The 26541-nt window shown below is 62.8% G+C and carries 28 protein-coding genes and 1 pseudogene; 8 read left to right on the top strand and 21 right to left on the bottom strand.

Annotation, left to right across the window (positions count from 1 at the left end; genetic code table 11):
• The 5 genes from GO014_RS18680 to GO014_RS18665 all read right to left on the bottom strand — a co-directional run bounded on the left by GO014_RS18680 (position 1) and on the right by GO014_RS18665 (position 2536).
• The gene (locus tag GO014_RS18680; protein WP_157291792.1) at positions 1–981 is read right to left on the bottom strand and encodes a chromate resistance protein ChrB domain-containing protein; all 981 of its coding nucleotides are present in this window, start codon (positions 979–981) and stop codon (positions 1–3) included.
• On the bottom strand, positions 939–1322 hold the full coding sequence (locus tag GO014_RS19695; protein WP_425482105.1) for a TerC family protein: 384 nt from the start codon (positions 1320–1322) through the stop codon (positions 939–941). The genes GO014_RS18680 and GO014_RS19695 overlap by 43 nt, the downstream gene beginning before the upstream one ends.
• Positions 1298–1561, bottom strand: a complete 264-nt coding sequence (locus tag GO014_RS19690) for a TerC family protein (protein WP_425482104.1) — start codon at positions 1559–1561, stop codon at positions 1298–1300. Before GO014_RS19690 ends, GO014_RS19695 begins: the two co-directional genes overlap by 25 nt.
• Positions 1562–1678: 117 nt before the next feature.
• The gene (locus tag GO014_RS18670) at positions 1679–2155 is read right to left on the bottom strand and encodes a TerB family tellurite resistance protein (RefSeq protein WP_157291791.1); all 477 of its coding nucleotides are present in this window, start codon (positions 2153–2155) and stop codon (positions 1679–1681) included.
• 162 nt (positions 2156–2317) lie between these two features.
• Positions 2318–2536, bottom strand: a complete 219-nt coding sequence (locus GO014_RS18665; RefSeq protein WP_246204740.1) for a VirB3 family type IV secretion system protein — start codon at positions 2534–2536, stop codon at positions 2318–2320.
• Between the two features lie 188 nt (positions 2537–2724).
• Between GO014_RS18665 and GO014_RS18660 the strand changes: the two genes are divergently transcribed.
• Positions 2725–2964, top strand: a complete 240-nt coding sequence (locus GO014_RS18660) for a hypothetical protein (protein WP_090599424.1) — start codon at positions 2725–2727, stop codon at positions 2962–2964.
• Positions 2965–3066: 102 nt separating this feature from the next.
• Here GO014_RS18660 and GO014_RS18655 read toward each other — a convergent pair whose 3' ends face one another.
• The 9 genes from GO014_RS18655 to GO014_RS18615 form a co-directional block, all read right to left on the bottom strand.
• Positions 3067–4335: an MgtC/SapB family protein gene (locus GO014_RS18655; protein ID WP_157291790.1), complete on the bottom strand. Its 1269-nt coding sequence runs from the start codon at positions 4333–4335 to the stop codon at positions 3067–3069.
• A 253-nt stretch (positions 4336–4588) separates the two neighbouring features.
• Positions 4589–5506, bottom strand: a complete 918-nt coding sequence (locus GO014_RS18650) for a DUF6671 family protein (RefSeq protein WP_244505149.1) — start codon at positions 5504–5506, stop codon at positions 4589–4591.
• Positions 5507–5572: 66 nt separating this feature from the next.
• Complete coding sequence (cysC, locus tag GO014_RS18645; RefSeq protein WP_343031018.1) at positions 5573–7498, bottom strand: adenylyl-sulfate kinase; 1926 nt, start codon at positions 7496–7498, stop codon at positions 5573–5575.
• Positions 7498–8430 (bottom strand): sulfate adenylyltransferase subunit CysD, encoded by a 933-nt coding sequence (cysD, locus tag GO014_RS18640; RefSeq protein WP_157291789.1) that lies wholly within the window; start codon positions 8428–8430, stop codon positions 7498–7500. The genes cysC and cysD overlap by 1 nt, the downstream gene beginning before the upstream one ends.
• Positions 8431–8583: 153 nt before the next feature.
• Positions 8584–10305, bottom strand: coding sequence for a dihydroxy-acid dehydratase (ilvD, locus tag GO014_RS18635; protein ID WP_157291788.1), 1722 nt, complete (start codon positions 10303–10305; stop codon positions 8584–8586).
• Between the two features lie 37 nt (positions 10306–10342).
• Positions 10343–11323 carry a dihydroorotase gene (gene pyrC / locus GO014_RS18630; protein ID WP_244505151.1) on the bottom strand — a complete coding sequence of 327 codons (981 nt, stop codon included), beginning with the start codon at positions 11321–11323 and terminating at the stop codon, positions 10343–10345.
• Positions 11324–11388: 65 nt separating this feature from the next.
• A complete protein-coding gene (locus GO014_RS18625) occupies positions 11389–12963 on the bottom strand; it encodes a pyruvate kinase (protein WP_157291787.1) in 1575 nt (524 codons plus the stop codon).
• Positions 12964–12991: 28 nt separating this feature from the next.
• Positions 12992–13750, bottom strand: coding sequence for a tellurite resistance TerB family protein (locus tag GO014_RS18620; protein WP_157291786.1), 759 nt, complete (start codon positions 13748–13750; stop codon positions 12992–12994).
• A gap of 223 nt (positions 13751–13973) precedes the next feature.
• Positions 13974–14324, bottom strand: coding sequence for an HPF/RaiA family ribosome-associated protein (locus tag GO014_RS18615; RefSeq protein WP_157291785.1), 351 nt, complete (start codon positions 14322–14324; stop codon positions 13974–13976).
• A 115-nt stretch (positions 14325–14439) separates the two neighbouring features.
• On the opposite strand from GO014_RS18615, the gene nhaR reads away from it, so the two are divergent.
• The gene (gene nhaR / locus GO014_RS18610) at positions 14440–15357 is read left to right on the top strand and encodes a transcriptional activator NhaR (protein ID WP_090599522.1); all 918 of its coding nucleotides are present in this window, start codon (positions 14440–14442) and stop codon (positions 15355–15357) included.
• A 50-nt stretch (positions 15358–15407) separates the two neighbouring features.
• On the opposite strand, the gene GO014_RS18605 is transcribed toward nhaR, so the two are convergent.
• Entirely contained in the window at positions 15408–15764 is a 357-nt protein-coding gene (locus tag GO014_RS18605) for a helix-turn-helix transcriptional regulator (protein WP_090599445.1), read from the bottom strand.
• 352 nt (positions 15765–16116) lie between these two features.
• Between GO014_RS18605 and GO014_RS18600 the strand changes: the two genes are divergently transcribed.
• Genes GO014_RS18600 through GO014_RS19450 form a run of 3 tightly spaced genes read left to right on the top strand, consistent with a single transcriptional unit; the run spans position 16117 to position 17875 of the window.
• Complete coding sequence (locus GO014_RS18600) at positions 16117–16497, top strand: hypothetical protein (RefSeq protein WP_143009458.1); 381 nt, start codon at positions 16117–16119, stop codon at positions 16495–16497.
• Between the two features lie 54 nt (positions 16498–16551).
• Positions 16552–17547, top strand: coding sequence for a sodium-dependent bicarbonate transport family permease (locus GO014_RS18595; protein ID WP_090599452.1), 996 nt, complete (start codon positions 16552–16554; stop codon positions 17545–17547).
• Between the two features lie 16 nt (positions 17548–17563).
• Complete coding sequence (locus tag GO014_RS19450) at positions 17564–17875, top strand: DUF190 domain-containing protein (protein ID WP_210183956.1); 312 nt, start codon at positions 17564–17566, stop codon at positions 17873–17875.
• Positions 17876–18016: 141 nt separating this feature from the next.
• Here GO014_RS19450 and GO014_RS18585 read toward each other — a convergent pair whose 3' ends face one another.
• The 3 genes from GO014_RS18585 to GO014_RS18575 all read right to left on the bottom strand — a co-directional run bounded on the left by GO014_RS18585 (position 18017) and on the right by GO014_RS18575 (position 22484).
• Positions 18017–19300, bottom strand: coding sequence for a sensor domain-containing diguanylate cyclase (locus tag GO014_RS18585; RefSeq protein WP_090599456.1), 1284 nt, complete (start codon positions 19298–19300; stop codon positions 18017–18019).
• A gap of 314 nt (positions 19301–19614) precedes the next feature.
• Positions 19615–20931 (bottom strand): bifunctional folylpolyglutamate synthase/dihydrofolate synthase, encoded by a 1317-nt coding sequence (locus tag GO014_RS18580; protein ID WP_343031017.1) that lies wholly within the window; start codon positions 20929–20931, stop codon positions 19615–19617.
• A 53-nt stretch (positions 20932–20984) separates the two neighbouring features.
• On the bottom strand, positions 20985–22484 hold the full coding sequence (locus GO014_RS18575; protein ID WP_090599533.1) for an NADP-dependent isocitrate dehydrogenase: 1500 nt from the start codon (positions 22482–22484) through the stop codon (positions 20985–20987).
• Between the two features lie 126 nt (positions 22485–22610).
• Here GO014_RS18575 and GO014_RS18570 point away from each other — a divergent pair, with 126 nt between their 5' ends.
• The gene (locus GO014_RS18570) at positions 22611–23462 is read left to right on the top strand and encodes a LysR substrate-binding domain-containing protein (protein ID WP_090599459.1); all 852 of its coding nucleotides are present in this window, start codon (positions 22611–22613) and stop codon (positions 23460–23462) included.
• A gap of 553 nt (positions 23463–24015) precedes the next feature.
• Positions 24016–24333 (top strand): DUF411 domain-containing protein, encoded by a 318-nt coding sequence (locus tag GO014_RS18565; RefSeq protein WP_090599463.1) that lies wholly within the window; start codon positions 24016–24018, stop codon positions 24331–24333.
• 89 nt (positions 24334–24422) lie between these two features.
• Here GO014_RS18565 and GO014_RS18560 read toward each other — a convergent pair whose 3' ends face one another.
• Both GO014_RS18560 and GO014_RS18555 read right to left on the bottom strand, forming a co-directional pair.
• Positions 24423–24623 (bottom strand): hypothetical protein, encoded by a 201-nt coding sequence (locus GO014_RS18560; RefSeq protein ID WP_090599467.1) that lies wholly within the window; start codon positions 24621–24623, stop codon positions 24423–24425.
• 247 nt (positions 24624–24870) lie between these two features.
• Positions 24871–25065, bottom strand: a pseudogene (locus tag GO014_RS18555) (hypothetical protein); the annotation flags it as partial.
• A gap of 41 nt (positions 25066–25106) precedes the next feature.
• Between GO014_RS18555 and GO014_RS19310 the strand changes: the two are divergent.
• Positions 25107–25526: a hypothetical protein gene (locus GO014_RS19310; RefSeq protein WP_246204736.1), complete on the top strand. Its 420-nt coding sequence runs from the start codon at positions 25107–25109 to the stop codon at positions 25524–25526.
• A gap of 282 nt (positions 25527–25808) precedes the next feature.
• Here GO014_RS19310 and GO014_RS18545 read toward each other — a convergent pair whose 3' ends face one another.
• The gene (locus GO014_RS18545; RefSeq protein WP_179953011.1) at positions 25809–26411 is read right to left on the bottom strand and encodes a LysR substrate-binding domain-containing protein; all 603 of its coding nucleotides are present in this window, start codon (positions 26409–26411) and stop codon (positions 25809–25811) included.
• Positions 26412–26541 lie beyond the last annotated feature (130 nt).

Genomic DNA, 26541 nt, shown 5'->3' with positions numbered 1-26541 from the left:
TCACCGGCGCTTCTTGCGGAAATACTGGTAGAGGTTGTCGAAGACGGGCGCGCCTTCGGCGATGCGCGCCTCGTCGTCCGCATGAGCGATCGCGATGCCGGCGATGAGATGAGCAATACCGGCCGCTTCCTCGCGCGCGAACTTGCCGTCTTTCAGGTCGATGTCATGGACGATCTCGGCGAGCGCCTGAAGGGCCGGGTCGTCGAGATCGACGCGGGCAAGCAGCATTTCGAAGCTGCAGCGGTCGCCCTCGTGGGTGAACTCGCCTTCGAACATGTCGAAGCGCAACTCGCCCGGCTTAGGGACGTAGTCCTTGCCCGGCACGAAGCGGATGACGGCATCGGAGTCGATGAAGCGGCGGATCAGCCAGCTGCAGGCGATGCGGTCGACGTGGACGCCTTTGCGCGTAACCCAGACGTGCCCCTTGAGGTCCGCAAGTGTCGGCGCAGCCTGTGGCTCTGCGGCGTCCATGTCCTCGTCAGCCGTAAGCCGGCTCTCGAGTTCAGCGACGGCACCTCCCGCACCGAGTTGCCCAGTGGCGCCGAAGAAGTCGATCGCCATGACGTCGGCGAGCCGCTTGCGCATGCGCCGGATCTGGTTGCGCGCTTCTGTCTTCTCCTCACCGCCCGCCGCCGCATCTAGCGTCTCTGCGAGCGCACGAGCCTCGTTCGCGATCGCCTCATAGTCAGCATCGCGCGCCGCATCGAACAGCGCCCGCGCCTGGTCGTCCGAAAGGCCATCGATCAGCCGCGCCTCGCACACCATCGCCTCGCCGCCGCCCTCGACGATCTCCTTCAGGAGCCACGCGAAATCCTCCCGCGTCTCTGCGGTCGCCGGCAGCGCGTAGACGGTACTCTTTACTGCGACGGCGCCGATTCCCTGCAGCCGACGCCAGATCTTGACGCGCAGATAGGCCGGCTTGCTGGGAAGTTGGTGGATCAAAAGTAGCCATGGTTGGTTTGGTGGCCGATCGTCTTCCATGAAAATACCGTATCACTCAAGACATAGTTTGCAACGCTTGTATCATGAATATGAATTGAAAAAGGGCCGCTCATCGAACCTTTCCCGCGACATCGGGTTGGCGCACAAAGAATTTCTCTCCGTGCAGCTCCTTTGATCATGTTCAGGTGCTTGCTCATGAATTGCACCGCAGCACTTTTTGGCATGTCGTGCTTCTTGTCGTCCGTGAACAGCATCTTGATGCCGGTCACAACGAGGAAGGCCGCGAAGAGGTAGAGGACCCACGAGAATTCGGTGATGATTGCCGAGCCGGCGGCGATCATGATGGCGCGTAGGATCACGACACCGAGAATGCCGTACACCAGAACCCGATGCTGATAGGCGGGGGGATGGCGAAGTAGGAAAAGATCATGGCGATGACGAAAATATTGTCCATCGCGAGGCTCTTTTCGACAACGAAGCCGGTCAGATATTCCATACCGGCCTGCGAGCCGAGCCATAGCCAGAAAATGCCACCGAAGCCAAGGCCAATGGTAATGTAGAACGCCGAAAGGCCGAGGGACTCCCCGACGCCGATCGCATGACTCTTGCGGTGCAGCACGCCCAGGTCGAAGCGAGCAGCAGCCCGACGCCCGCGACGAAAGCAAGTCAGGTCCAGACCGGCTTGCCCATGAAGTCGAGGAAAAGGAAGTCCATCTATATCACTCCCGCCGGTCGATTACCGGTAGCCCCACGGTCGCATCGAGGCGACTTCTGCGAGCGCCTCTTCCTCGAAGGAGTGACGGATGCCGTCAGCTTCCAGTACCGACATGCAGATCTGGATCAGCGATCTAAACTGCGGATTCGTGAGGTCTGCCGTAACGATGTAGGCGCGCGCCCTGCCGAGAGCCGAATCCCGGTCCGCAGCGAAGGCATGGGTGTGGGCTTCTATCTCGCGGGCAACATCGTCGGTCGAAAAGCCCTGCAGCATCGGATTTGTCCGAAATAGGGACACGATCCTGCGCCGCTCGGCATCGTCCGCCTCGCCGTCGGCATGGGCGATAATCATGGCCGCTGCAATGGCAGCTTCCATAAAGGCTTCCTGGCCCGCTACATCGGCCTCGGCCGCAAGCGTATGCCGATCAAGCCGGGCACGCAGCTCGGCGAGTGGGCGGCGAGCAAAGATGTCGTCGTCGTTCGAGCGGAATTTTGTCATGGCGGAACTCCTCTTGCCGTGTTTGACAAGGGACCTGCTCCACTACCAGTGAAGCGAGAAAAGCCGGCCCCTGAGGTGAACCGACATCGTGCGGGTTACGCACCAGAGGGGCCCGGATCACGGCTGAAGAGATAAAGACGCAAAAGCACCTTTCAAGAGCGGTTACGAGAATTTTTCGCCGCGTGTGGAGGTCGGGCGGTAGCTCGGCCGGTAGCCGATGTGGCGTACATAGACCTGGCGCTTGCCGGACTCCCTCCGACGCGCCGCGAGCAGGCTGGTGGCGAGTTCGGGCAGCGAGGTCCTGACAGCGACGATTGTGAGCCCGATAGCGGCTTCCGAAATGTCGAGGCCCACGGCAAGGTTGATGGCGGATGCGACCAGCAGTTACCCGCCTCCGGCGAGCAATACCAAACCGGCGACCGCTCCCAGCAGGAGCACTGACACGGAAATGGCGCTGATCGAGGCCCTGCCCTGAGCCCGCTGCGGCCCGGCTAAGAGTCGTTCGCGAGCTTGAACATTGACCCGCGCGCTTTCCTTTCGATTCCACGTCGCATCCGTGACTCGATGTCATGGATTCATTGATCGACTTCTCCAGAGTTTCGCGCTTGGGCCACTGTGCAACCGAGGCATTCCACTGCGTTGAAACGTCGTCTGGACTTATCCAAATTCTCGACGGGCAGGGAGGAGGAAATGATGAATATCTCGGGAGGAACCTCTGGTTAGGTCTGGTTGCCTTAGCCGAGTTGATCGTGATTGGCTATGCCACCAGCTGGTTCGGCGGCTCACCGCAACCCGCACCGCAGCAGTAAGAGTCCGCCTCGAAACTTGGCGGATGCCGTTTGGGCAACGGCCTGAAGGACACGCACGAGGCGTTCATCGAAGCCTCTGACGTTCGCGACGCGGCACGACGCTCAGGCCATGATCATGCTGCTGATGGCAGCTGCAAACCACCACCCCGCCCAGACAGCGGCGGCGGTCAGCAGCAGGCCGCCGGCGACCGTCCAGCCGAACGGCGTCGCCCTTCCACGCAGGGCCAGGACGATCCGCACACCGGCATTCACGCTGATCGCTGCTGCCAGCGGCACGACCGCCTCGGACGCCGGCAACTGCCCGGCCACAACCAGCGAGGCCAGCGCAACCGCGGCGGACCCGGTGCTGACGAGCCCCGCGAGCGCGGCTGACAAGAGGACGGCCTCGCTCCCGAAACGGTCGTTCAACAAGGCGGAAACGACGATCACCGTGGCCACAATCAGGGCAAAGTTGATGGCTTCCCGGACGCTGAAGATACGGCTGGGAAGTTCGAGCCCCTGGCCCTCGCCCCCGTCGCGCAATCCGAAACGCGCAAGCGTCACCCCGAAGAGCAGCGTAACCACCATCGGGACCAGCAGGACCGGGGCTGCAAGCGAAAACATCAAGGGGCTCAGGAACAGCAGCACGATCCCTGTCTGCACGAGCGAGGAGACCGAGGAGAATGTCGCACCGGCGGCGGCCGGGTAGGTTTCGACCGGTCGATCCTGCACTTTCCTCGCCATGGCGACGACGGTCGCGGTGCTTGAAACGAACCCGGACAGAAAACCGCTCAATGGCAGGCCCAGCCGGTCACCGAAGACCCGTGTGCAGATGTGGCTGACCGCGCCGATCGCCATCACAAGGATGATGATGACGAACAGGTTCTGCGGGTTGATCGCCCCGCCCGGACCGAAGCCTTCGTTCGGCAGGATCGGGAGGATCAAGAGCGCTGAGACGCCCAGGATCAGCCCGTCGCGGATCTCGAAATCGTTGAGTACCGAGCGGCTGAACTCGCGCAGCACGGTGCGCGCGGCCAAGAGCGCCGCGACCAGAACGCCTGAGGCCGCCGCGAGGAAGGTGTGGTCGATCGACAGCGCACCCAGCACGACCACGATCAGCAGCGCAAGGCTGGTGGTCAGGCCCGCCTGCCGATCTGGCTGTGACAGATGCGTCACCATGCGCAGGCCGCCGATGACGGCGAGGGCGACGGAGAGCATCGGCCAGCCCCCGGCAATCTGACTCAGCGCGCCGGTCAGCGAGGCGAGCGCGAAGGTGCGCACGCCTGCTGGGGCGGGGCCTCCGGGCTCGCCTGCATTCCGCTCGCGCTCGATCCCGATCAGAAGGCCGATGCCGAGGGCCTCGAGCAGCAATAAAGCCTGAGAGGTTTCCAAGGATATCCCGCCATATGTTACCGCACCCGCAAAAACGAGTTGGCCCACGGTAGGCGGGTCAGGCTACTACAGCAATAAGGCCCACTTTGAATCCTTGGCCATGCCGTTTGGCAACTGACCTCTGTCCATGGAACGAGAGTACTTACCTCGCGCGGCCGATAGTGGCCCTGTTGAGGGACACGCACGAGGCGTTCATGGGAGCCACTGACGTTGGCACCGCGGCAAGATGGGTCGCCAGAACGGTATCCTGAGATCAAGGATTGCACTGGTTGCACAGTCCAGGATCGGCCGTGGGACGTTCTGCAACCGACCGTGCGACGCGATGGCCGCACGCCGCACAGCTCAAGACCTCCGCCTTAATCACCTGGGTCGGCTCGCCGCACCATTCGCAAGGTAACCCAGGCACGCGCTCGGTGACGTCGAAGCCGGGATAGGCGCAAGCCGGGCAGCGGCTGCGAAACCGGCGAACGAGATCGACGGTGGCGCGCTCGATGGCCTGCATTCTGGTCGGGTTGAAATGGGCGCGCATATCGGTCTCGATGAAGGCCGCGCCACAGCGCGCTACGGCTTCGCGGACGGCACGATCGAGAGCGTCAGCAGCAACAATTCCTTTCCATAGCGCAATGTCCGGTGCCGGTTGGTCGCCGCGGCAACCCATCACAATCAAGCCATGCTCGGGAAATTGCATCCGTTCGGCGAACGCGAAGGCCGCAGCGGGGCCGTCGACGACACGGTGGGCGAAGTGAGTGTCGATGGTTGCATCGTGGCCCGTAATCTCAAGCCCAGTCTGCCGGTCGACAAGCAGCACGAGCTCGCGGCCGAGCGGGGCGAACGGAATCCATGGGTGTGGCCCGAAGCTGCCCTCGCTTGCGATAGCCACACGGGTGTGCGGTTCATGCTCGAACGCCGCGGCGATCTTGGCACGCGCGGCGTCGAGCTGCGTGCCGGTCCGCTCGATCTCGCGGGTGAAGGTCCCGAAGCGGTCGGTATCGAAGGCCCCCGGCACAACGCAATCGAGGCCAAGCGCCTCGGTGAGCAACGGGGCGATCACACGCTCCTTGCCGTGCATCGTGGCGATCACGGCCCTTGCGCCCGCCAGATGAAATTGGTCGCCGCCGGCCTGATCGGGAAGCGCGTGAGAGAGGGTGTCGCGGGGATCAGGGATCGGCATGGAGGCGCGACCCCGCGTCGATTCGGAAATGGCTGTCCGCGGTGCTGTACATTGGGCGAAGGCTCCCTAGTTATCGGTTACTTTGAGGGTCCGGCCGAGTTGCAAGAGATGGAGAACCCGATCGGCCAGCGCCTCGGCTGGCGCGTCGTGGGAGGTGAGCCGCAATTCCGGCGCCTCCGGCGCCTCGTAGGGCACATCGATGCCTGGAACATTTGCGATTTTTCCCGCCCGGGCCTTCGCATAAAGCCCCTTGGGATCGCGCGCTTCCGCCACCGTCAGCGGCGCATCGACAAAGATCTCATAGAATGGATGGCTGCCGGCGATCTCACGGGCGAGCGCCCGGTCGCGCGCGTAGGGTGAGATCGCGCAGACCAGCACGACAAGCCCGGCATCGGCCATCAGCTTGGCGACCTCGGCCATGCGGCGGATGTTCTCGACCCGATCCGCCTCGGTGAAGCCGAGATCGCGATTGAGCCCGTGGCGGACATTGTCGCCGTCCAGCACAAATGGATGGAAGCCGGTGGCCATCAGCTTGCGGTCGACGATGTTCGCAATCGTCGACTTGCCAGCCCCCGACAGTCCGGTGAACCACAGGATCGCCGGGCGCTGCCCCTGCGCCGCGGCGCGCGCATCGGGAGCGGTATCGAAGGCTTGCCAGGGGATATTGCCGGCGCGCCGCAGCGCGAAGTCGATCATCCCAGCGCCCACCGTGGCATGGGTGATGCGATCGACCAGCACGAAGCCGCCCATGTCGCGGTTCTCGGCATAAGGGTCGAAGGCCACTGGGCGATCGGCAGCGAGGTTCACGACCGCGAGTTCGTTCATTGCGAGCTGACGGGCAGCCAGATGCGCACGCGTGTCGATGTCGATCCGATGCTTCAGTGCTGTGATGCTCACCGGCACTTCGTCGGTGCCGAGTCGCATCAGGTATTGGCGGCCGGGGATCATGGGCGCCTCGCCCAACGACAGCAGATGCGCCTGAAACTGATCCGCGATGACGGGCGGCCTATCGGCCGCAGCCAGCACGTCGCCACGGCTTACGTCTACGTCGCGGTCGAGCACCAGCGTGACCGACTGCCCGGCGACGGCCTGGCCCAAATCATATTCCGGCATGATCCGAGCGACGACGGCACGCGCGCCGGAGCGGGTCACCATCAACTCGTCTCCCGGTCGCACCCGGCCGCGGACGATCCGTCCGCAGTAGCCGCGAAAATCCTGGCCGGCGCGACTGACCCATTGCACCGGCATGCGGAACGGTCCCCTGACGACGGCGGCGGCGACGTCGACCGACTCCAGCCATTCAATGATCGTAGGGCCGTCGAACCAGGGCATCGCGGCCGAGCGGGTCAGCACATTGTCGCCCTTGAGCGCCGAGACCGGGATGGCAACCGCGTCGGTGAAGCCGAGCGCTTCGGCAAGGTCGGCAATCTCGGCCGCATGACGCTCGAACGCAGTGCGGTCGAAGCCAACCAGGTCCATCTTGTTCACCGCCACGGCGACGTGGCGGATGCCCATCAAGGCGAGGATATGAGCATGACGTCGCGTCTGGGTGAGGACGCCCTTGCGCGCGTCGATCAGCAGCAAGGCGGCATCCGCCTGCGATGCGCCGGTGGCCATGTTGCGCGTGTATTGCTCGTGGCCCGGACAGTCGGCGACGACGAACTTGCGCTTGTCGGTTTCGAAGAATCGCCAGGCAACGTCGATCGTGATGCCCTGCTCGCGCTCGGACATGAGCCCGTCGAGCAGCAGCGCGAAGTCGAGGTCGCCCTCCGGCACGCGGCCTCTGCTCTCATTGAACAGGCGCGCAAGCTGGTCCTCGTAGACGCAGTCGGCGTCGTAGAGGGTTCGTCCGAGCAGCGTGGATTTGCCGTCATCGACGCTGCCGCACGTCAACAGGCGAAGCTGCGACTTGGCTTGCTCGGCGGCGATGACGCGGGCGATGATAGCGTCCGGGCTTTCCTCTTCCGGCATCTGATGGGGCGTGTCGCGCATCAGAAATATCCTTCCTGCTTCTTGCGCTCCATCGATCCGGCCTGGTCGTGGTCGATCAAGCGTCCATGGCGCTCGCTCATGCGCGTCGACCGCATCTCAAGCAGGATCTCGGCGAGCGTGGCGGCTGTGCTATCGATCGCGCCGGTATAGGGATAGCAGCCGATGGAGCGGAACCGGACCGACCTCTTTTCGGGGGACTCTCCCGCCTCGAGCGGCATGCGGTCGTCGTCCACCATGATCCAGGTGTCTTGGCGCCGAATGACGAGCCGAGGTTTCGCGAAGTAAAGGGGAACGAGGGAGATGCCTTCGATCCAGATGTAGTCCCAGACGTCGCGCTCGGTCCAATTTGACAGCGGAAATACACGCATCGACTCGCCGGGGGCGAGGCGCGTGTTCCAAGCATGCCAGAACTCCGGCCGCTGCGTCTTTGGCTCCCAGCGCTGCGCTGGGTTGCGGTGTGAGAAAATGCGCTCCTTGGCGCGCGACTTCTCCTCGTCGCGGCGTGCGCCGCCGATCGCGGCATCGAAACCCCAGCGCGCCATTGCTTGCTTCAGTCCCTCGGTCTTCATCGCATGGTTGTAGACCGCCGAAGATGCGGTGAACGGCGTGATGCCAGCGCGCGCGGCTTCCTCGTTCGTGTGAACCAGGAGTTCGAAGCCAAGGCGCGCGGCTGTGCTGTCGCGGTGGGCGATCATTTCCCGGAACTTCCATCCGGTATCGACATGCAGCACCGGGAACCACAGCGGTGCCGGTACGAATGCCTTTTGCGCCAGATGCAGCAGGACCGAGCTGTCCTTGCCGATCGAGTAGAGCAGCACGGGCCGCTGAAAACAGGCGGCAACCTCGCGGATAATGGCGATCGACTCGGCCTCGAGCCGGCGTATGTGCGAGAATCGTTCATCAACTCGGCTGGGAGCTTCGATGACTGTCATATCAGCATGGTCTCTCGACTTGTGCGGCCGCCGAGAAGATGGCGGCTTCTTGAGCTTCCAAGAGTCACTTGCAGAGGCGGCGCGCGGCCAGGTCGCCACGACACGGTGCGTGCAGCCGCGAATGGCCGTGGGGCATTCAGCTTCGCCCGGCTTTCAAATGTCGGCATAGCAGTGCGTCTCCGCGGCGGACCCAGGGTGGGTGACCGCGCCTTTCGAGGCGGGCCCCACGGTCTGCGCAAATTTCCAAAGCGCCCCCGACTGGAAGTCGTGGCGACGCGGTCCCCAGTCCTTGCGCCGAACCTCCAGCTCCTCGGCCGAGAGCTCGACGTCAAGCGTACCCGCCTCGGCATCGATGGCGATGATGTCACCGTCCTTCAGCAATGCGATCGGGCCGCCAACGGCCGCTTCCGGATCGACATGCCCAATGCAGAAGCCGCGCGTGGCGCCGGAGAAGCGCCCGTCGGTGACGAGCGCCACCTTGTCGCCCATGCCCTGGCCGTAAACGGCTGCCGTGGTCGCCAGCATCTCGCGCATGCCGGGCCCGCCTTTTGGCCCTTCATAGCGAATGACGATGACCTCCCCCGGCTGGTATTTACGCTTCTGGACGGCGTCGAAGGCCGCTTCCTCGGAGTCGAAGCACCGGGCCGGCCCGCGGAATTGGAGGTTCGTCATACCAGCCACCTTGACGATCGCGCCCTCGGGGGCGAGCGTGCCGCGCAGACCGGCCACGCCGCCGGTGGTGGTGATCGGGTCGGAGATCGGGCGAACGATGTCCTGGTCGGTCGGGAAGGCCACGTCGGCCAGGTTCTCGGCGATCATCTTGCCTGTCACCGTGATGCAGTCGCCGTGCAGATAGCCGCCGTCGAGCAGCGCCTTCAGCAGCACCGACACGCCGCCGATCTCGAACAGATCCTTGGCAAGGTAGCGCCCACCGGGTTTGAGATCGGCGATGTAGGGCGTGCGCTTGAAGATCTCGGCGACCGCATGCAGGTCGAAGTCGATGCCCGCCTCGTGCGCGATCGCCGGCAAGTGCAGCGCCGCATTGGTCGAGCCGCCAGAAGCCGCCACCACGGTAGCGGCGTTCTCCAGTGCCTTGCGGGTGACGATGTCGCGCGGCCTGAGATCGCGCGCCAGCAGGTTCATCACGGCCTTGCCGGACGCTTCCGCGAAGGCGTCGCGGCTCTCGTAGGGCGCCGGGGTACCGGCCGAACCGGGCAGTGCGAGCCCAAGCGCTTCGGAGACGCAGGCCATGGTATTGGCGGTGAACTGGCCGCCGCAGGAGCCTGCGGAAGGGCAAGCGACACATTCGAGCGCGTGCAGCTCGTCAGCGGAAATCTGGCCAGCCTGATAGCCGCCCACCGCTTCGTAGACGTCCTGCACGGTGACGTCCTTGCCGCGGAAGCGCCCGGGCAGGATTGTTCCGCCGTAAAGGAACACGCTCGGGACGTTGAGGCGGACCATCGCCATCATCATGCCGGGCAGCGACTTGTCACAGCCGGCAAGGCCAACCAGCGCGTCGTAGCAATGGCCGCGCATGGTGAGCTCGATCGAATCGGCGATCACTTCCCGGCTCACCAGCGACGACTTCATGCCCTGGTGACCCATGGCGATGCCGTCGGTCACGGTGATGGTGGTGAACTCGCGCGGCGTGCCGCCGGCCGCCTTGACGCCCAGCTTGACCGCCTGCGCCTGGCGGCTGAGCGCGATGTTGCACGGCGCCGCCTCGTTCCAGCAGGTGGCGACGCCGACAAAGGGCTGGGCAATCTCCTTTTCGGTCAGCCCCATGGCGTAGAGGAACGAACGATGCGGCGCGCGCTCGGGACCAACGGTCGTGTGGCGACTCGGCAGCCTGGATTTGTCGAAGCTATGTGTCATGGGTCGGCCTCGGTTTGTGAATAGGGATCCGTTGCTTTCAATCCGTCGGCGCAATGCGCCAACGGACCACGCCTTCCGGGCAGAACACCCGCACCTGCTCCCTTCCAACCGGCTGGGTTTCGGGCGGCTTCCAAGCTGACTGCACGAGCGTGACGGTCTCGGTATTGGGCGGCAGGCCGTAAAAACGTGCGCCGTTGAGCGACGCGAAGGCTTCGAGCCGATCGAGCGCCCCTTCCTCATCAAAGACCTGGGCGTACAATTCGAGCGCAACCGGCGCCGTAAAGATGCCGGCGCAGCCGCAGGCCGATTCCTTGTCCCGGACCAGGTGCGGCGCCGAATCCGTGCCGAGGAAGAAGCGGGGGTTGCCGGAGGTCGCGGCGTTCCTTAATGCGAGGCGATGGCCCTCCCGCTTGGCCACGGGCAAACAGAACATATGCGGCCGGATACCGCCCGCGAACATCGCGTTGCGATTGATCATCAAATGATGAACAGTAATGGTGGCTCCGATGGGCCCCTCGGCGTCCTGCACATAGTCCACGGCTTCGGCGGTCGTGATGTGCTCCAGGACGATCCGCAGCGCCGGGAAATCGGACCGCAGCCGGACAAGCACCCGGTCTATGAACGCCTTCTCCCTGTCGAAGACGTCGACCTCGCCGTCGGCCACCTCGCCATGGACCAGAAGCGGCATGCCGATGGCCTGCATCCGCTCCAACACCGGATAGACCCGGCGGACATTCGTGACACCGGCGGCGGAATTGGTCGTGCTGCGCGCCGGATACATCTTGACCGCGGTGATAACTCCCTCGGCGAAGCCTCGAGCTACCTCCACTGGATCGGTCTCATCGGTGAGGAAGCAGGTCATCAGCGGCACGAACCTGGAGCCGTCGGGCAAGACGCGCCGGATCCGATCGCGATACGCCGCAGCTTGGGCAGCCGTCGTGATCGGCGGATCGAGATTGGGCATGATAATGGCGCGGCCGAAGGTGCTCGCCGTCCATGGCAGCGCCATCTGCAGCATGGCCCCATCCCGAAGGTGCACGTGCCAGTCGTCAGGCCGAAGGAGGGTCATCTCGTTCACCGGGGTCACCTTCGCTCCGCTTCGCGCGCCTGACGCGCATCTTGCGGTTCTATCCAGAGCTCCAGCGGCATGAGGCGGGCCGACTTCTTCGACTGATGGCGATCCATGCGGCGGAGCACATTGTCGAGAAAACGTACTGCCTCGACGATGAAAGGTCCTTTGTTGAGCATCACGCATTCGGCGCGCTGCGCCATGGCCGCATCGGTTACTTCCGCTCGGCTGGGCGCTCCTTGTTCGACCATCCCGGCCAACACCTGGGTCGCCCAGATGACCGGCACATGGGCCGCCTCGCAAAGCCAGAGAATATGCTCTTGGACTTCGCCGATGTTCTCGAAGCCACTTTCGACCGCGAGATCGCCTCGCGCGATCATGACCGCCAGTGGCTGTTGCCCGGCGCCATGCACGATCAGCTCGGGAAGGTTCCTGACGGCGAGCGCGGTTTCGATCTTGATCACGAGAGGCTGCACGGGACGTCCGCCGCGTCGTGCTGCCAATTCCCTCTGAATAAGCGTGATGTCCGACGGACGCTGAACGAACGAGAACCCGACGAGGTCGGCATTCTCAGCAACGAAATCGAGATCGTGGATATCCTTCTCGGTCAGAGGCGGAAGATCGAGCGCCGTATCCGGGAAGTTCAGTCCCTTTTTGCGTCTGAGCTTCTCCCCTTTGCCGCGCGCCTGCTCCACGCGAAGCATCGCGCCGTCAGGCTCAATCCTTTCGACACGCGCTCCAATGCGGCCATCGTCGATGAAGACCCGTGCTCCGACTTCAAGCTGATCAAGTACGGCAGGGAACGTCACACGGATGATGATATCGCCAGCCTTTAGCTGAGCGGGCATTCGACCGGCCAACATGAGAAGGTCGCCGCGGTGGAGCCGCGTCTTCTTCGGCGCGCAGACTTCGGCGATCCGGCATTTCGGGCCGGCGATATCCATGAGGATTGGACAGGTCCTGCCTTGCTCAGCCGCCGCGGCGCGGCTGTTCTCGATCATGGCCGCCCAGGTCTCGGGTCCCCCATGCGCGCAGTTGATGCGCAGGCAATCGGCGCCGGCCCGAATGATGTCAGCCACCAGGGCGCGATCTTCACTGGCTCTGGTCGGCAACGTGACCATGATCCGCGTGCCGGGCCCGTGCGGATCGCTCCCGAAAATCCTGGCCTGCTCTCGCCTCAAAATCCGCTTTCCGTTCCGGAAGGCTAAGGGGACGGGATGGGACACGGCGGGCTCGCCGGCGATTTCGGTCAGCCTCGCGCAGACGGCGTCAAGGGTCGCCATGACGCGGCCCTCACTCCGCCCGAGCGAAGTCAGTCCAAGCGCCGAGAGCTGATGTTGTAGACCGCTTAAATCATGGCGACGAAACGCTAGATACTGCGCGAGATTGATGGCTCCAGGCAGAAAACTCGGCCGAGCCACGTTGGGGGTCCAGTCCTCCACAATGGCTTGGCTCTCCCGAATGACGGCAGCTCGGATGCGAACGATCCTGGACAGGAGGCGCTTCGCAGACACCTTCCGGTCTGCCTCACGGGTGCGGCCCGCAGCAGGACGTTTCAAGCTCGAACGTTGGATCGCATTCAGCGTCATTGGCTCTCCGATCGCGCGTCCTACAAGATCACGCGGTACCGCGGCCGGCGGCCTCGATGTTCCTGCGCAAAAGCGGATCGAGGCCGAGCTTGTTGGCCAAATCGTCGAGCCAAGCCGCTTCGGCGGGAGTATCGGCATCAATTGCGATGAAGGCTGCCAGGTACACCTGCGCGGCCTCCTCAGGAGAATTCGCAGCGGCGGCGAGTTGCTCCGGCGTATCCGGATGGGCGATCAGAGACTCGAGAAAATGCCGCTCCTCGCCCGGGAGAGCGCTCGCTTCGACGCGCTCGATCAAACGGGAACGCTCGGTCTCGTCAAGGCGACCATCGGCCATGGCCGACGCGATCATCGCACGCAACAGGAGGGTGGCGCTGCTGTCTGCCGGCAGAGCACTTGGTGGCGACAACAGACCGCCCGAAGCCGGTTGTGCCGCACCGGCCTGCTGCGGCGAGAGGCCGCCAAGCGCATCGCGGATGGTTTGCGGAACGAGCGGCTTGCCGTCGCGATAGTTGCTGTAGGCCTTATAGGCGAGCCCTCCGAGCAGGGCGACAGCCCCGATCTGCAAAACGCTGCCGCCGAGCTTCCGCGCGTGCTTGGAGGTCAGGAGCGTGCCCGCCAAACCACCCGCGAGCGCGCCAGTTCCGAGTGCGCCCACATTGCTGGAGAGGTAATCGCCGAGGCCCGCGCGTCTACTGCGGTCGACCGGCAGTCCGACTTCCGCGTTGCCTTGCCGTGATGCCGGGTCACCCGCCAGCACGGTGTTCAGCAGCTTGTTCACGTCGATCATTCTGTTCTCCTGTGATGGACCGGTCGGCTCGTGCCTTTTGCAGACATGCATTCACAGCGCTGCGCCGCGGCAGCAGCGCAGCGGCGATTCAGTGCTACGGCACGTGCAGTTCGCACGCGATGGCGCGTCATCTATACGTGCCGAGCGATTTGCCTTCGCCAGTCGTCTCTTCCGGGTCATTCAGTCGGTCTCGCGGGTCTGCACGATCGCCTGACGACGGAACTCACAGAGCTTGCGGCGTACTTCCTCGCGCGTGATGGCAACTCCGCAACGGGTAAGGTCGCCGCAGGCGGCGCCCCAGAGTTCGCTTGGCCCGATCCGCGGCGCGATTCACCGCGACATGAAAGTCCGCCTCTGTCTCCTCGATGACGATATCTGACCGCCCGTTCAGCCGAACGCGCAGACTGCAGCGCTTGTCTATGCCGCCCTTCGGTCCGTTGATATCGGACAAGACTACCGCAACGCCGCGAATGTGCTCTGGAAATTGCGACAGTGCGAATGCCAGCCGATATTCCACATGCTCACGCAGCTCCTCTGTGAGGTCCGCGTTACGCACTTGAATCGCGATTCTCATCATTCCTCCATCCACCAGCCGAGTTCGCGCAGTATTAGGCTTGATCGATCATCAGAAAAAGCAGATAATCCGGTGTGTTTCAGTCGAAAAAAACTGCTGATTGGATTGGCCGGCCGTGTTGAATTACAAGCAGCTGCACTATTTCTGGCGGGTCGCGAAGGCCGGCAGCATTGCGCGCGCCGCCGAGCAGCTGCATCTGGCGCCGCAGACCATCAGCGCCCAGATCGGCACGCTGGAGGAAGCGCTCGGAACCGAGCTGTTCCGCCGCGCCGGGAGGCGGCTGGAATTGACTGCGGCGGGGCAGTTGACCCTTTCCTACGCCGACGAGATCTTCCAGATCGGCAGAGAACTGGAAGAAACGGTGCGCAACCGCCCCGGCCGCAGCGACATGCTGTTCCGGGTGGGGGTGGCCGATGTCGTTCCCAAGTCGATGGCCTATCACCTGCTGGCTCCGGCACTGACCAGTGCGGGGCGTGTGCGGTTGATCTGCCGGGAAGACAAGCTGGACCGGCTGTTCGCGGAACTCGCCATTCACAAGGTGGATCTCGTGATCGCCGACCGGCCGCTACCCTCCGAACTGGGGGTGAAAGGCTACAGCCACTCTCTCGGGCGCACACCTGTCGCCTTCTATGCCGTGCCCGGACTTGCCGAACGCTACCAGGAGGGCTTTCCGCGATCTCTGGACGGCGCACCCATGCTGATCCCAAGCGACGGCGCAACAATACGGGGGGCGCTCACGCGGTGGTTCAGCGAACATCAGATCGAGCCGCGCATTGTCGGCGAATTCGACGACACCGCGCTGATGAAGGCCTTCGGCAAGGCGGGCGCAGGCATTTTCCCTGCACCGGCAATATTGGCCGACGAAATCCGCGAACAGTACGCAGCCGAGATCATTGGCCGTGCCGACAGCGTCGCAGCGAGGTATTATGCCATCTCGGTTGAGCGCAAATTGACTCATCCTGCCGTCGTGGCGATCAGCGAAGCAGCGAAGACGGACCTGTTCGTCGACGACAAAGCGCCAGCCAAGTCTTAAGCGGGTCCGCTCGCTGCTATCGTCAACCACGAAGACAAAGATAGATGCCGTCAGGCGCGGCGAACGCCTTTGCGGGAGGGTTCGGCGCGCCTTCGCGTTCCAATCACCATCTCAATTAGTTCGGCGATCGTGCAATGACTTTCGACAGGATGCCTGAGGAACAAGTCCTCATGGACGATGTAGCGATTGGCGCGCCCTTCACGCATGCGGCTGAGATAGCCTGCCTCCTCCAGTTCGGCGACGATGCGCTGCACGGCGCGCTCCGTGATCCCGACCCGAACGGCAACCTCGCGCATTCTCGCCTCTGGGTTCTCGACCAAGCATAGCAGCACGTGGGCGTGGTTGGTCAGAAACGTCCAGCTGGCGGATGGTGATGCATCAGATTGGGACCTTGCTGTTGCCAGCATGAACGAGACCTCCTATATGGAAATACGAAATGAGTGTCGCGTCTCTTATATCGTGATACAGCGTTCGCATCCATAGCGGATGCGGGCTGATTGTGTGCTGGCACCCCGCGTTCAGGCGGGGATGCGGCAACCTGGGGGCGCAGGACGCGTACGAGCTCGCCCGGCTGGGGCTAATGAAGGGGTGCTGCCAGTGTCACAATTAGCCAACTGCCTTTTACTCCTAGTGCGGTCCAGAGACGATGTTCCCCGCACTTGCCGGGAGGCTGGGGAGTTTCTGGCATTTCAGCGCGCGCGGCTCCCGACAGTGCGTGCGCAACAGGACCGGAGATTGGTCGGAATATGGATAGATCCCGTGATGGTGGACGCGCCGCCTGAAATATGCGGCTTCGGCTTGGCGTCTCGCCTGTGCCACTTCCAGATTCGCGAAAGCGTCGGCGTGAGTGGAATATGGTGTCTGTGCTGGCTCGATGCCGACCATGGAGGAGCATCGTCTGACCCCATCACTCTCCGCGAAACACTGGTATCAGCCCTGATCAAGCAGCAGCCATCACGCCAACACCCAAGCGCAGGCCAGTTTCATCCCGTCTTCGATGCGGATGACGACAGCAATTCTATTCTGCTTCAGACCGAGCAGTTGCGAAAGGTGTTCCAGGGCCTGATCGGTGAACCCATGTCGTGGGACAGTTCTACCGGAGCGTTGACGAACGTCATTGGAGGCCGCCGACGCAACTAATCACTTCGATCTCCTCGCTCAACCCTAGCTTTCATAACAGCAGGACAATTCCTTGTGGATACGCTGCTCCAGCTTGCCATCGGCAACCTACTGTCACCGATGGTCCTGTTCTTTGCCTTGGGCGTCACAGCCGGCTGGCTCAAATCCGATCTCGCCATCCCCGAGGCAATCAGCAAGGGTTTGTCGCTCTATCTGATGCTGGCGATCGGATTCAAGGGCGGCGTCGAGCTCGCCTCGAACGGCGTTGCCGGCGCAGTCGCAGTCGCCTTGGTCCTGGCGCTCGCGCTCAGTTTTTGCCTGCCTCTCCTTGCCTATGCCTTACTCCGCGCGGCCACACGGCTCGATATTCCAAACGCAGCCGCCGTAGCGGCGCACTACGGTTCCGTCAGCATCGTAACCTTCGTTGCGGCGACCGGCTTTCTCGGATACCGAGCCATACCGTATGAAGGTTACGTGGTGGCGATGCTCGCCCTCATGGAGACGCCGGCGATCGTAACCGGCCTTCTCCTTGCCCGTCGCTCTAACGCTGCCGGACCGACCGCGTCGCGCGCGCCTTTCCTTTCGAGAGAGGTCGCCCGCGAGGTGTTCCTGAGCGGCGGCGTCGTGCTGCTCGGCGGCAGTTTCGCGATTGGCTGGATCACAGGCGACAAGGGCATGGCGGTAATGGCGCCGGCAATTGTCGATCCGTTCAAGGCCGTGCTTGCCGTCTTCCTTCTCGACATGGGCTTGCTTGTCGGCCGCCGCCTGCACGACTTCAGAGCGGTGGGCTGGCCGGTGGTGGCGTTCGGCCTCTACATGCCCCTGATCGGAGCCATGATCGGGCTGCTCGCAGCCCATGCCATCGGCCTGTCTTTGGGCGGCATGACGCTCGTCGCCGTACTCGCCGCAAGCGCCTCCTATATCGTGGTTCCGGCGGCAATGCGCCTGTCGCTGCCGCAGGCCAATCCGGCGATCTACATTCCCTTGTCTTTGGCCGTCACCTTTCCGTTCAATTTGATTGTCGGCATCCCGCTCTATTACGCTGGCGCGCAATGGCTCGTCGCACTGTGATCGAAAGGACTGTCCCGTGACGCAACTCTACCGGAAGAAGAGGATCGAGATCATCGTGGAAGCGGCGCGCGCCCGCGCCATCATTGAGATGATCGAGGCGGTAGGCGCCAAGGGCTACACCATCGTGCCCAATGTCTCTGGCAAAGGCAATCGCGGCATACGTGACGAGGCTCACCTCTCCGATGTGTTTCGCAACGTCATGATCATCGTGGTTGCCGCGGAGGAGATCGTGCGCCGCATCGTGGAACAATCCCAGCCACTTCTCGAAAACTACGCCGGGATCGTGGTGGTTTCCGACGTCGAGGTTATTCGTGACGAGCATTTCTAGAGCCTGATGCTCAGGCGCGAAGCGTTCGGCTTCGTCAAAGGCTTTCACAACCGGCATCGCATGCACTCGGCTTTCGGGGCAACTGTCCCGATGTTGGAATGGCACCATTCTACCTACCGCCGGACCAGGGGCACGGACCGGCTATTCCGCTGCAGCGGCCAGATTCAGGCCGACGACGCCGCTGGAGCGAGGCGGGGCGGTGCCGACACGGTTTCGACCTTCCTGCTTGGCCCGATAGAGAGCGGCATCGGCATCGGCGAGGAGATCCCCTGCCTTTGCCGAAGTCTCCGAAATCGTCGCGACTCCAAAAGATGCGGTTATGCGCGTACCGTAGTTTTCTGAGAGGCTCTCAATCCGGGCGCGAATCATCTCAGCTTTCGCAACCCCTTCGATCAACGCACAGTCGGGCAGCAGCACGACCAACTCCTCGCCGCCATATCGACATGCGATATCGCAGGGTCGGATAGCGCCGACGATCGCCGCCGCGACCCCGCTTAGGACTGAGTCGCCAAGCGCATGGCCATGTTCGTCGTTGAGGCGCTTGAAATGGTCGAGATCGATCATGATCGCGGTGAGCGGGCTGTCATTGCGCTTGGCCAGATTGGCATAGCGCTCGAGCACATCCTCCATATAGCGGCGATTATAAAGGCCGGTCAGCGGATCGCGCAGCGCTTGCGTGCGAAGCTTTTCTCGAAGGGCGATGTTGGAAAGCGCCAGTGACATTGCATCAGCGATGGCCCCCGCAAGCGGAGCGACCCCAGAAAGGCGTGCCTCCGCGTCCGGGCCGCTCGCCTGCACGTTGAACAGCCCATAGATCTCTGCCCGGGCCATCATCGGGATTTCAAAGACTACAACGCTCTGATCGTGATGCTCGCAGCGCAACGCTCCGGGACCGGCTTGGTTCACATGCGGCTTGCCCCGCTTTAGCGCCCAGCAATGCGAAGGGGAAACGGTGTCGGCTGGTTGGCTGTCTTCTGGCCAATCCCAGGCTATCGACAGGTCGAGCCGGTCACCTGAGTTGTTGAAGACGTAAAGCGCTCCGCCGAAGCCGGGGAGCAGTTGACCTGCCGTCGCCCGAAGCACTGCATTCGCATCAGCATAGCACATCGCGCTTTGTAACATGTCGGTCATCTTGAGGAGCATCTCGACCTGCCTGCGCGCCTCGATCGCAGTTGTCGCCAGTTGGCGGCGTCCCCTCATCTCTCGAAGTGCCAGCGGGGCGGCCATCGCGATTGTGACAACGACCGTTATCTCAGCCGCGACTTCTGCCCAAAAGATCACCCCTGCGAACGGGCTATCGTGAGTCCACTGTCCTACGACTTGGAACGCCAGCATGAGCGTAGCCGCGGCGGCAATGATAAGCGCCGCGCCGCGAATCTTGCGGTGCGATAAAGTGCCGGGGGCGTGAAACTCTGGAGCGTTCATAACGATAAATCCGACCTCAATTCTCAAGAACCATCAGGTAGTAAAGTAGTAAAGTCGGGTTGATAGTCCTTTAAGATCTTTCGTATTTCTTTCAGTATCGGTTGAGTGGCCTGCTGCCAGAGGTCGAAGTTGTGACTCAATTTCTGCAGGAGGTGCGACGCCGAAGACCCTTTCGACCGATTTCCGTATCCATATCGAGCATTATGTTGTATGGGCATTCCCGCTGGAAAGTCTGCCGAGAAATTCGCGGTCTCGGGGAGTTCATAACCAAGCTGGGTTAAGGCGTCCCTTGCAAAAGCGCCTTATCTGATCACTCAAATCGATGGCAGGCCGTTCGCGGCAAGCACCTCTCCGGCTAAATAGAGTGAGCCGGTGATGAGGATTCGCGGAGCTGGATCGAGGCCAAGCGCGGGGATGGAGGCAAGCGCTTCAGCGATGCTGTCGTGGGTCTCTGCCGGAATGCCGACGCGACGGGCCGTTTGCGCGATCTCCTCGCGCGGCAAAGCGGTGTCTTGCTGAACTGGAACGGCGATAACGGCGCTGGCGAGGCCGGCGAAGTTCATGAGAAAGCCTTGGCAGTCCTTGTTCGCGAGCATGCCGACGACGAGTATGAGCGGCCGCGCATCGCGCCTATCAAGATCGGCCAGCGCTCCCGCCACCGCGCGGCCGCCGTCCGGATTGTGGCCGCCGTCCAGCCATAGTTCGGCGCCGTGAGGCGCCATTACAGCAATCCGACCGCGGACGAGACGCTGCATGCGCGCGGGCCATTCGACGCTCGTGATCCCCTGCCCGAAGGCTGCGTTCGGAATCTGCAGCGCAGGAAGGCAACGCAATGTTGCTATCGCTGTGCCCGCGTTATCGAGCTGATGACGGCCAACCAGACGCGGCGCAGGCAGTTCCATGATTCCGTTGCCGTCCCGAAAGACCATGCGGTCGCGATCAGGCGTCGCTCTCCAGTGCTTGCCACCGATCCGCAGCGGCGCGCAGAGACGCGCCGCCTGCCGCTGGATCACCGCGAGCGCCGCCGGCGACTGCGGCGCGATAATTGCCGGCACAGTAGGCTTGAGGATACCTGCCTTCTCGGTCGCGATCAGTTCAATCGTATCGCCAAGGAACTCCTGATGGTCATGCGAAATGGAAGTGATGACTGTCGCAAGCGGGCGGTCCACCACATTCGTTGCGTCGAGCCGTCCGCCGAGGCCAACCTCGAGCAGGAGCACATCCGCGGGATGGCGCGCAAACAGCAGAAGAGCCGCAGCCGTGGTGATTTCAAAGAACGTGATCGGATCGCCGGCGTTCAGCCGTTCGCACGTCGCGAGTGCATCCGACAATTCGTCGTCGCCCACCAGCACGCCGCCGCCCGGTCGCGCAAGACGGATGCGCTCGTTGAAGCGCACGAGGTGGGGCGAGGTGTAGACGTGAACGCCGAACCCGGCCGCTTCCAGGATCGCACGCAGAAAAGCAACGGTCGAACCCTTGCCGTTGGTGCCGGCAACATGAATCACCGGCGGCAGGCGGCGCTCAGGATGGCCAAGCCGGGCAAGAAAGCGCCACATGCGGTCGAGCGAGAGATCGATCCGCTTGGCATGGAGCGCGAGCAAGCGCGCAAGGACGACATCAACTGCAACCACTCTGAATCACATTCGCCCGCCAATTAACAGGTCCTGAGCCCAGCGCGAATTCTTCATTGACCTTGACCAAGTGAGAAACCTGGCTCCCCATCAAAATTGTAAAGATGCTCGGTCTTGATGAAGTCGACGCCCGTATAGGTGAGATTCTTGAGCAGCTCCACGATCATCGCTTTGTTGAATTGCTTGCCCGGCCGCGCGAGATACCGACAGCGCCAGTGGTCGGTGCAGAAGGTCTCGGGCAGACCATCCGGCCAGACCTTGACGCCACGATTGGTGATCATGGTGAGCGCGAACAATTCGTTGGCCGCCGCCTGCATGTCGCGGGCGAGTTCCTCCACGGGCTTGGTTGCATGGACGAAGACGTCGATCCCGACCAATTCCTTCTTGGCCGGCTTCGTTGGCCGGGCCTGCGGCACGGCGAAAGGCTTTGACGCAGCGCCGTGCGCGACACTGCGCAACGTCTTCGGCGTCTGGTCAAGCCGCTCGATCACGGCCTCGGCAAAGGCTGCTGTGCCGACCTTCTGCTTGGATAAGCCTTCCTTGAAAACATCATAGGTATGAATGCCGTCCTCGATCGTCTTGAGCCAGGCATTGTGCACGCGCCTGGCGACCTCGGGCTGGCCGATATGCGCCAGCATCATGACACCGGCTAAGAGAAGGCCAGACGGGTTGGCCACATCCTGGCCGGCTCGCCGTGGTGCGCTGCCGTGGATCGCTTCAAACATGGCGCATTGTTGGCCGATATTGGCCGACGGCGCGAGGCCGACGGAGCCTGCGATCTGGGCGGCTACATCGCTCAAAACATCGCCATAGAGATTGGGCATCACGATCACGTCGAAGGCCTGCGGTGTATCGGCCAGCTTCGCTGCGCCGATGTCGACGATCCAGTGCTCGCTCTCGATGTCGGGATAGTCAGCGGCGATTTCGTCAAAGACCCTGTGGAACAGGCCGTCGGTCAGCTTCATGATGTTGTCCTTCGTGAAGCAGGTGACCTTCCGGCGGCCGTGCGCGCGCGCGTATTCGAAGGCGTAGCGGACGATCTTCTCGCACCCCGGCCGCGAGATCAGCTTCAGGCACTGGTAGACTTCATCGGTCTGCCGGTGCTCGATGCCCGCGTACAGATCCTCCTCATTCTCGCGAATGATGACCACGTCCATGCCGGGATGCTTGGTCGCGATAAAGGGCGGATAGGCGACGCAGGGCCGGACGTTGGCGAATAGGCCGAGCGTCTTGCGCACCGTCACATTGAGGCTCTTGTAGCCGCCGCCCTGCGGCGTCGTGATCGGCGCCTTGTAGAAGACCCTGGTGCGCCGCAGGCTATCCCAGGCTTCCGGTCCGATCCCGGAGGTGTTGCCTGAAAGATAGAGGCGCTCTCCGATATCGATCGGTTCGATGGCGATGTCCGCCCCGGCCTGAACCAGGACCTTGAGACTGGCTTTCATGATCTCCGGCCCGATACCGTCACCGAAGGCGACTGTGACCGGGACGGCGCCACGCTTCCCGGAAGGGTTCTCCAAGTCGGTTAGGCCTTCCGACTTCAGCCGAGTGCTCATCATCGATCCTCCTGGCGCATCTCTGAACGCCGGCAGGATAGGGACCAAGGATGAATTGTTGAAATTGATTGTTCTCGTCTCTACGATTGCGATGCTCAATCTTCATCCAGATCCCTGGTAACATGCATGAACATCCATCCCGACCTCTTGCGCGCTTTCGTGACCGTTGTGGAATGCGGAGGGTTCTCGCGGGCCGCCGAGCGGCTGCGGCGCGGCCAATCGGCCATCTCGCTGCAAATGAAGCGCTTGGAGGACAGCCTCGGGGTGAAGCTGCTCGACCGGACTCCCCGACATCTGTCGCTGACAAGCGAAGGCGAGCTTTTGCTCGACCACGCCCGGCGCCTTTTGCGCCTAAACGACGAGCTGGTCGGGCGCTTTACCGAGCGCGAGCTTTCGGGTGTCGTTCGCCTCGGGGCGCCAGAGGACTTCGCGACCAGCCACCTGCCGAGCGTGCTGGCCAAGTTCGCGCGCGCCCATCCTTGGGTTGCCCTGGAAGTGACCTGCGAGCTGACGCTCGAGGTATTCGAGCGCTTCCGGGCTGGCGGTCTCGACATCGCGCTGGTCAAACGGGAGCCCTCAGGCGCGATGGGCGGCATCCGCGTGTGGCGGGAACCGCTGGTCTGGGTCGCCGCCGACCGACAGATCGCAGAGGCAGAGGGCCCACTTCCGCTCATTGTCTCGCCGCGGCCGTGCGTCTACCGGAAACGGGCGACCGATTCGCTCGACACGATGGGGCGCCTTTGGCGTGTCGCCTATACGTGCGGCTCCCTGGCCGGCACCCACGCGGCCGTTCGCGCGGGCCTCGGCATCACCGTATTGCCGAAGGAGATGGTTCCAACTGATCTCGCCATTCTCAATGATGAAGCTCTAGGGCTTCCCGACCTGAAGGACACGGAAATGGCGCTGATCGAGGCGCCTGATCTGAGCCCCGCTGCTGCCCGGCTACGGGACACGATCGTTCGAGAGCTTGAGCATTGACCCGCGCTTTCCTTTCGATCCCGCGTCGCATCCGTGACTCGATGTCACGGATTCGTAGACCAACTTCTCAAAAGTCCGCGCTTGGGCTATTGTAATTTTGGGGTAATCCACTGCGCTGAAGCGTAGACCGGTATCTCCTAAGACTTGTGACGGGTGGGAAGGAGGCAACGATGAATTTCTCGGGCAGGAACCTCTGGTATGCTTTAATCGCCATTGCCGTGGTGTTGATCGTGACTGGTTATGCCACCGGCTGGTTCGGCGGCACACCGGAACCCGCGCCGCAGCAATAAGAGCCCGCCTCGAACCTTGACAGATGCCGTTGGTAACGGGCCTCCTCATTGATTGAGAAGTTTTCTCTTCACCACTGAGTGCGGCCTGAGCGTCCAGTAGTTCGTCGCGACCGATAGAGGCGCAGCTAGATGTTCAACAGTTTCGCTCGTGCTCTGGCCTTCACGGCGGTGGCGCTGATCCAGCCAGGCATCCTGGGCGGCAGGGTCCATGGAGGTGCTGAAGTCGGCCTTGTTGCGGCTGCGGCCTTTCCTGGGGCAAGCACATGCGCGATGCGGGCTTCACCGTGACCGAGACCGACCTGCCGCTGGCCGACCTCAAGGCCGCGAAGGCGGCAACCGGGCTGAAGCCCGGGCAGACCTCGTGCCATACGGGAAAGATCGAAGGCTACGTGATCGAGGGGCATGTTCCCGCCCGCGAGGTCCAGCGCCTGCTCGAAGAGCGGCCGGACGCGATCGGGCTGACGGTGTCCGACATGCCATACGGCTCGCCGGGCATGGGCGACATGGCCAACGCAGACCCCTGCGACGTCCTTCTGGTCAGGCGGGATGGTTCCACCGAGGTCTACGCGAGCTATCGCTGACATTGCAGGAACGGCAGCGCTGTATCTGCAAGGAAGGCGGCGAGAGAAATGTCTCGCCGCCGTTCCTTTACTGATCTGCGGACCTGCGATCAGTCGGGCTTTGCAGCCGGCGCATCGGGGTCGAATTCCTCAAGAGTTCGAAGGATCATTCTCTTGGCGGCCGTGGGCTCGTTTCCGCCGTCCAGCTCAACAACAGTGAAGGACTCGATGCGGGGCTGGATAACCCAGGCGACCTCTATGTCGTACATCGGCAGGCGCTTGCGGGCGAAGCATTCCAGGCTCTGTATCACGTCGAGATCCTACTAAGGCGTCCCGTTGGGCGGAACGACGATGAAGGATCCTGACGTTACGAACCCGCTGAGACCTGAAGGGCAAGCGGGATGTGACATGGCGACCTACATCATCCGCTTGATGTCGGAGTAGGCGCCGCTGGTCTTAAGCGTCACGGTGGCGCAGGAGACGCGCTCGGACGAGGTATCCTTCTCGCTCGCGCCCGGCGAAGGGGCCGAGGTCAAGCTCGTCACGATCAGGTAGGCGCTGACGGTAGATGTTCAGATCGCCGACGTGCCTGAGGCCTTCCCATGCCTGTTCGATGTGCCGAAGCCACATCGATAGGTGGAACCAGTCAAGAATGTGGGTTACGGATTGCCGCGTTGCGCTGAGCACAATGCCTTGCAGCCCCACGTCTCCATCGCTGAAAACAGTGACGTCTCGGCCAGGCAACCATCCCTGCGGACACCGCGCTGGCTCTGGCGGCCTTCGGCGGCGGCTCCATGCTGGTCGCGCTTGTCGGCCATGCGGAATGCAGGTCGTCGATGCGTCATCTCCTTTGGAGCGGCTACGTCAGGGAGGCCACGAGAGCATTGAAGAATATGCTCTACCAGCTGGAGCAGTACGGTCGACTGCAGGACGCCAGCAACCTCTCTATCGCCTACAACGCGCTGGCGCTGCCCCTGGCTGTGGGCGGCTACATCACGCCGCTCGTGGCGATGTCGACCTCGTCGATCCTGGTCGTGGCCAACTCGCTGCGGGTGCCGTCCGATAGGCGCGCCGACATCGAGGGCGGACGTCCTGCGTCCGGCGACGGCATGACGGGGCTTCTGGCGTGGCCGGTTCCGGTCGCCCTCGGCATTGGCTTGACAGGAAGCTCGACTGGATCGCGGGGCTCTCGGTCGCCGCGGGAGCGGCGGTAATGGTCCCGGCACTGGCCGCGCTGGCAGTGATCCTCGTCGCGGTTGCGGCTCGGATTCTGTAGTCAGGGCAATAAAGCGTCATCGCGGCCATGGAATTCAGACCAGCCGATTGGATGCTCTTATGGAGAAGGCATTCTTTGAGCCATGTCGCTTGAACGGCGCTTGCCCTTCTCCAGTTATTACCTGCGTCGATCAGCGGCATAGCTAAAGATGGCAGGGCGTTCGATGATCGGGTGCATCCCCTATCGGTTTGCTCGGGACAAATCGATCGGCAGCGTTCGCCTAGCGCGCTATACCCAGCCCGCTTGCCGCGACGTCCGCGGCTTCCGCGAGCGCGAGGTAGTGGCGCTGACGTCCGCTGTTGTCGCGCCAGTAGAGGCCGACGTCCCGTCGCTCGTTCCATCCTTCGACCTCGAGCAGTCTGACATCGTCGGCTTCCCGGAATTCCGCGCGCGCGTAGAGTTCGGGAAATAGCGACATCCCCATGCCGATCGAGACCATCTGGCGGATCGCGTCGAGGCTGGTTCCCTCGAAGTCTGCCACGATATGCGCGCCCGAAGCATCCGCAAGGTGGCGGACGTTCTCGAGGAGCCGGTGTCCCCGACCCAGTGCCAGCAGCTTTTCGCCTTGCAGTTTGCCCAGGTTGACGGATTTTTGTTCGGCGAGCGGATGTTCGGACGGCACGCCGAGGAAGATGGTTTCCTGTCCTATCCGTCGGAACGTCAATCCTGATCGCTCCGGCGAGGGCCCAAGGCCGCAGTCCAGTGTGCCTTCCGCAACCGCCGCTTCGAGGGCAGCCGGGGAGTCCTCCCTGATGTAGATCTGTTGAATGTCACCGAGATCTGACCCTTTAGGGGCAGAAGTTTTCACTGAGAATTGACCCATGTTTTGATTGTCCCCTGGCTGTTGGTCGGGGGATCCAGGAGTGATCGACATGGCGTTATTGAGCGTAATCCGGCGCTGGCATTTCCGTGAGGGGATGCCGATCCGGGAGATCGAGCGGCGCACGGGATTG

Source organism: Devosia marina (genome assembly GCF_009758415.1).
GTDB lineage: Bacteria > Pseudomonadota > Alphaproteobacteria > Rhizobiales > Devosiaceae > Devosia > Devosia marina.
This window is presented reverse-complemented; position numbering and strand designations above follow the sequence as displayed.

Coding starts and splice junctions, on each gene's coding strand:
- GO014_RS18680 (WP_157291792.1), bottom strand. CDS start 981: ATGGAAGACGATCGGCCACCAAACCAACCATGGCTACTTTTGATCCAC.
- GO014_RS18670 (WP_157291791.1), bottom strand. CDS start 2,155: ATGACAAAATTCCGCTCGAACGACGACGACATCTTTGCTCGCCGCCCA.
- GO014_RS18660 (WP_090599424.1), top strand. CDS start 2,725: ATGGATTCATTGATCGACTTCTCCAGAGTTTCGCGCTTGGGCCACTGT.
- GO014_RS18650 (WP_244505149.1), bottom strand. CDS start 5,506: ATGCCGATCCCTGATCCCCGCGACACCCTCTCTCACGCGCTTCCCGAT.
- cysC (WP_343031018.1), bottom strand. CDS start 7,498: ATGCGCGACACGCCCCATCAGATGCCGGAAGAGGAAAGCCCGGACGCT.
- cysD (WP_157291789.1), bottom strand. CDS start 8,430: ATGACAGTCATCGAAGCTCCCAGCCGAGTTGATGAACGATTCTCGCAC.
- ilvD (WP_157291788.1), bottom strand. CDS start 10,305: ATGACACATAGCTTCGACAAATCCAGGCTGCCGAGTCGCCACACGACC.
- pyrC (WP_244505151.1), bottom strand. CDS start 11,323: ATGCTGCAGATGGCGCTGCCATGGACGGCGAGCACCTTCGGCCGCGCC.
- GO014_RS18625 (WP_157291787.1), bottom strand. CDS start 12,963: ATGACGCTGAATGCGATCCAACGTTCGAGCTTGAAACGTCCTGCTGCG.
- GO014_RS18620 (WP_157291786.1), bottom strand. CDS start 13,750: ATGATCGACGTGAACAAGCTGCTGAACACCGTGCTGGCGGGTGACCCG.
- GO014_RS18615 (WP_157291785.1), bottom strand. CDS start 14,324: ATGAGAATCGCGATTCAAGTGCGTAACGCGGACCTCACAGAGGAGCTG.
- GO014_RS18605 (WP_090599445.1), bottom strand. CDS start 15,764: ATGCTGGCAACAGCAAGGTCCCAATCTGATGCATCACCATCCGCCAGC.
- GO014_RS18585 (WP_090599456.1), bottom strand. CDS start 19,300: ATGAACGCTCCAGAGTTTCACGCCCCCGGCACTTTATCGCACCGCAAG.
- GO014_RS18575 (WP_090599533.1), bottom strand. CDS start 22,484: ATGAGCACTCGGCTGAAGTCGGAAGGCCTAACCGACTTGGAGAACCCT.
- GO014_RS18570 (WP_090599459.1), top strand. CDS start 22,611: ATGAACATCCATCCCGACCTCTTGCGCGCTTTCGTGACCGTTGTGGAA.
- GO014_RS18565 (WP_090599463.1), top strand. CDS start 24,016: ATGCGCGATGCGGGCTTCACCGTGACCGAGACCGACCTGCCGCTGGCC.
- GO014_RS19310 (WP_246204736.1), top strand. CDS start 25,107: ATGCTGGTCGCGCTTGTCGGCCATGCGGAATGCAGGTCGTCGATGCGT.
- GO014_RS18545 (WP_179953011.1), bottom strand. CDS start 26,411: ATGGGTCAATTCTCAGTGAAAACTTCTGCCCCTAAAGGGTCAGATCTC.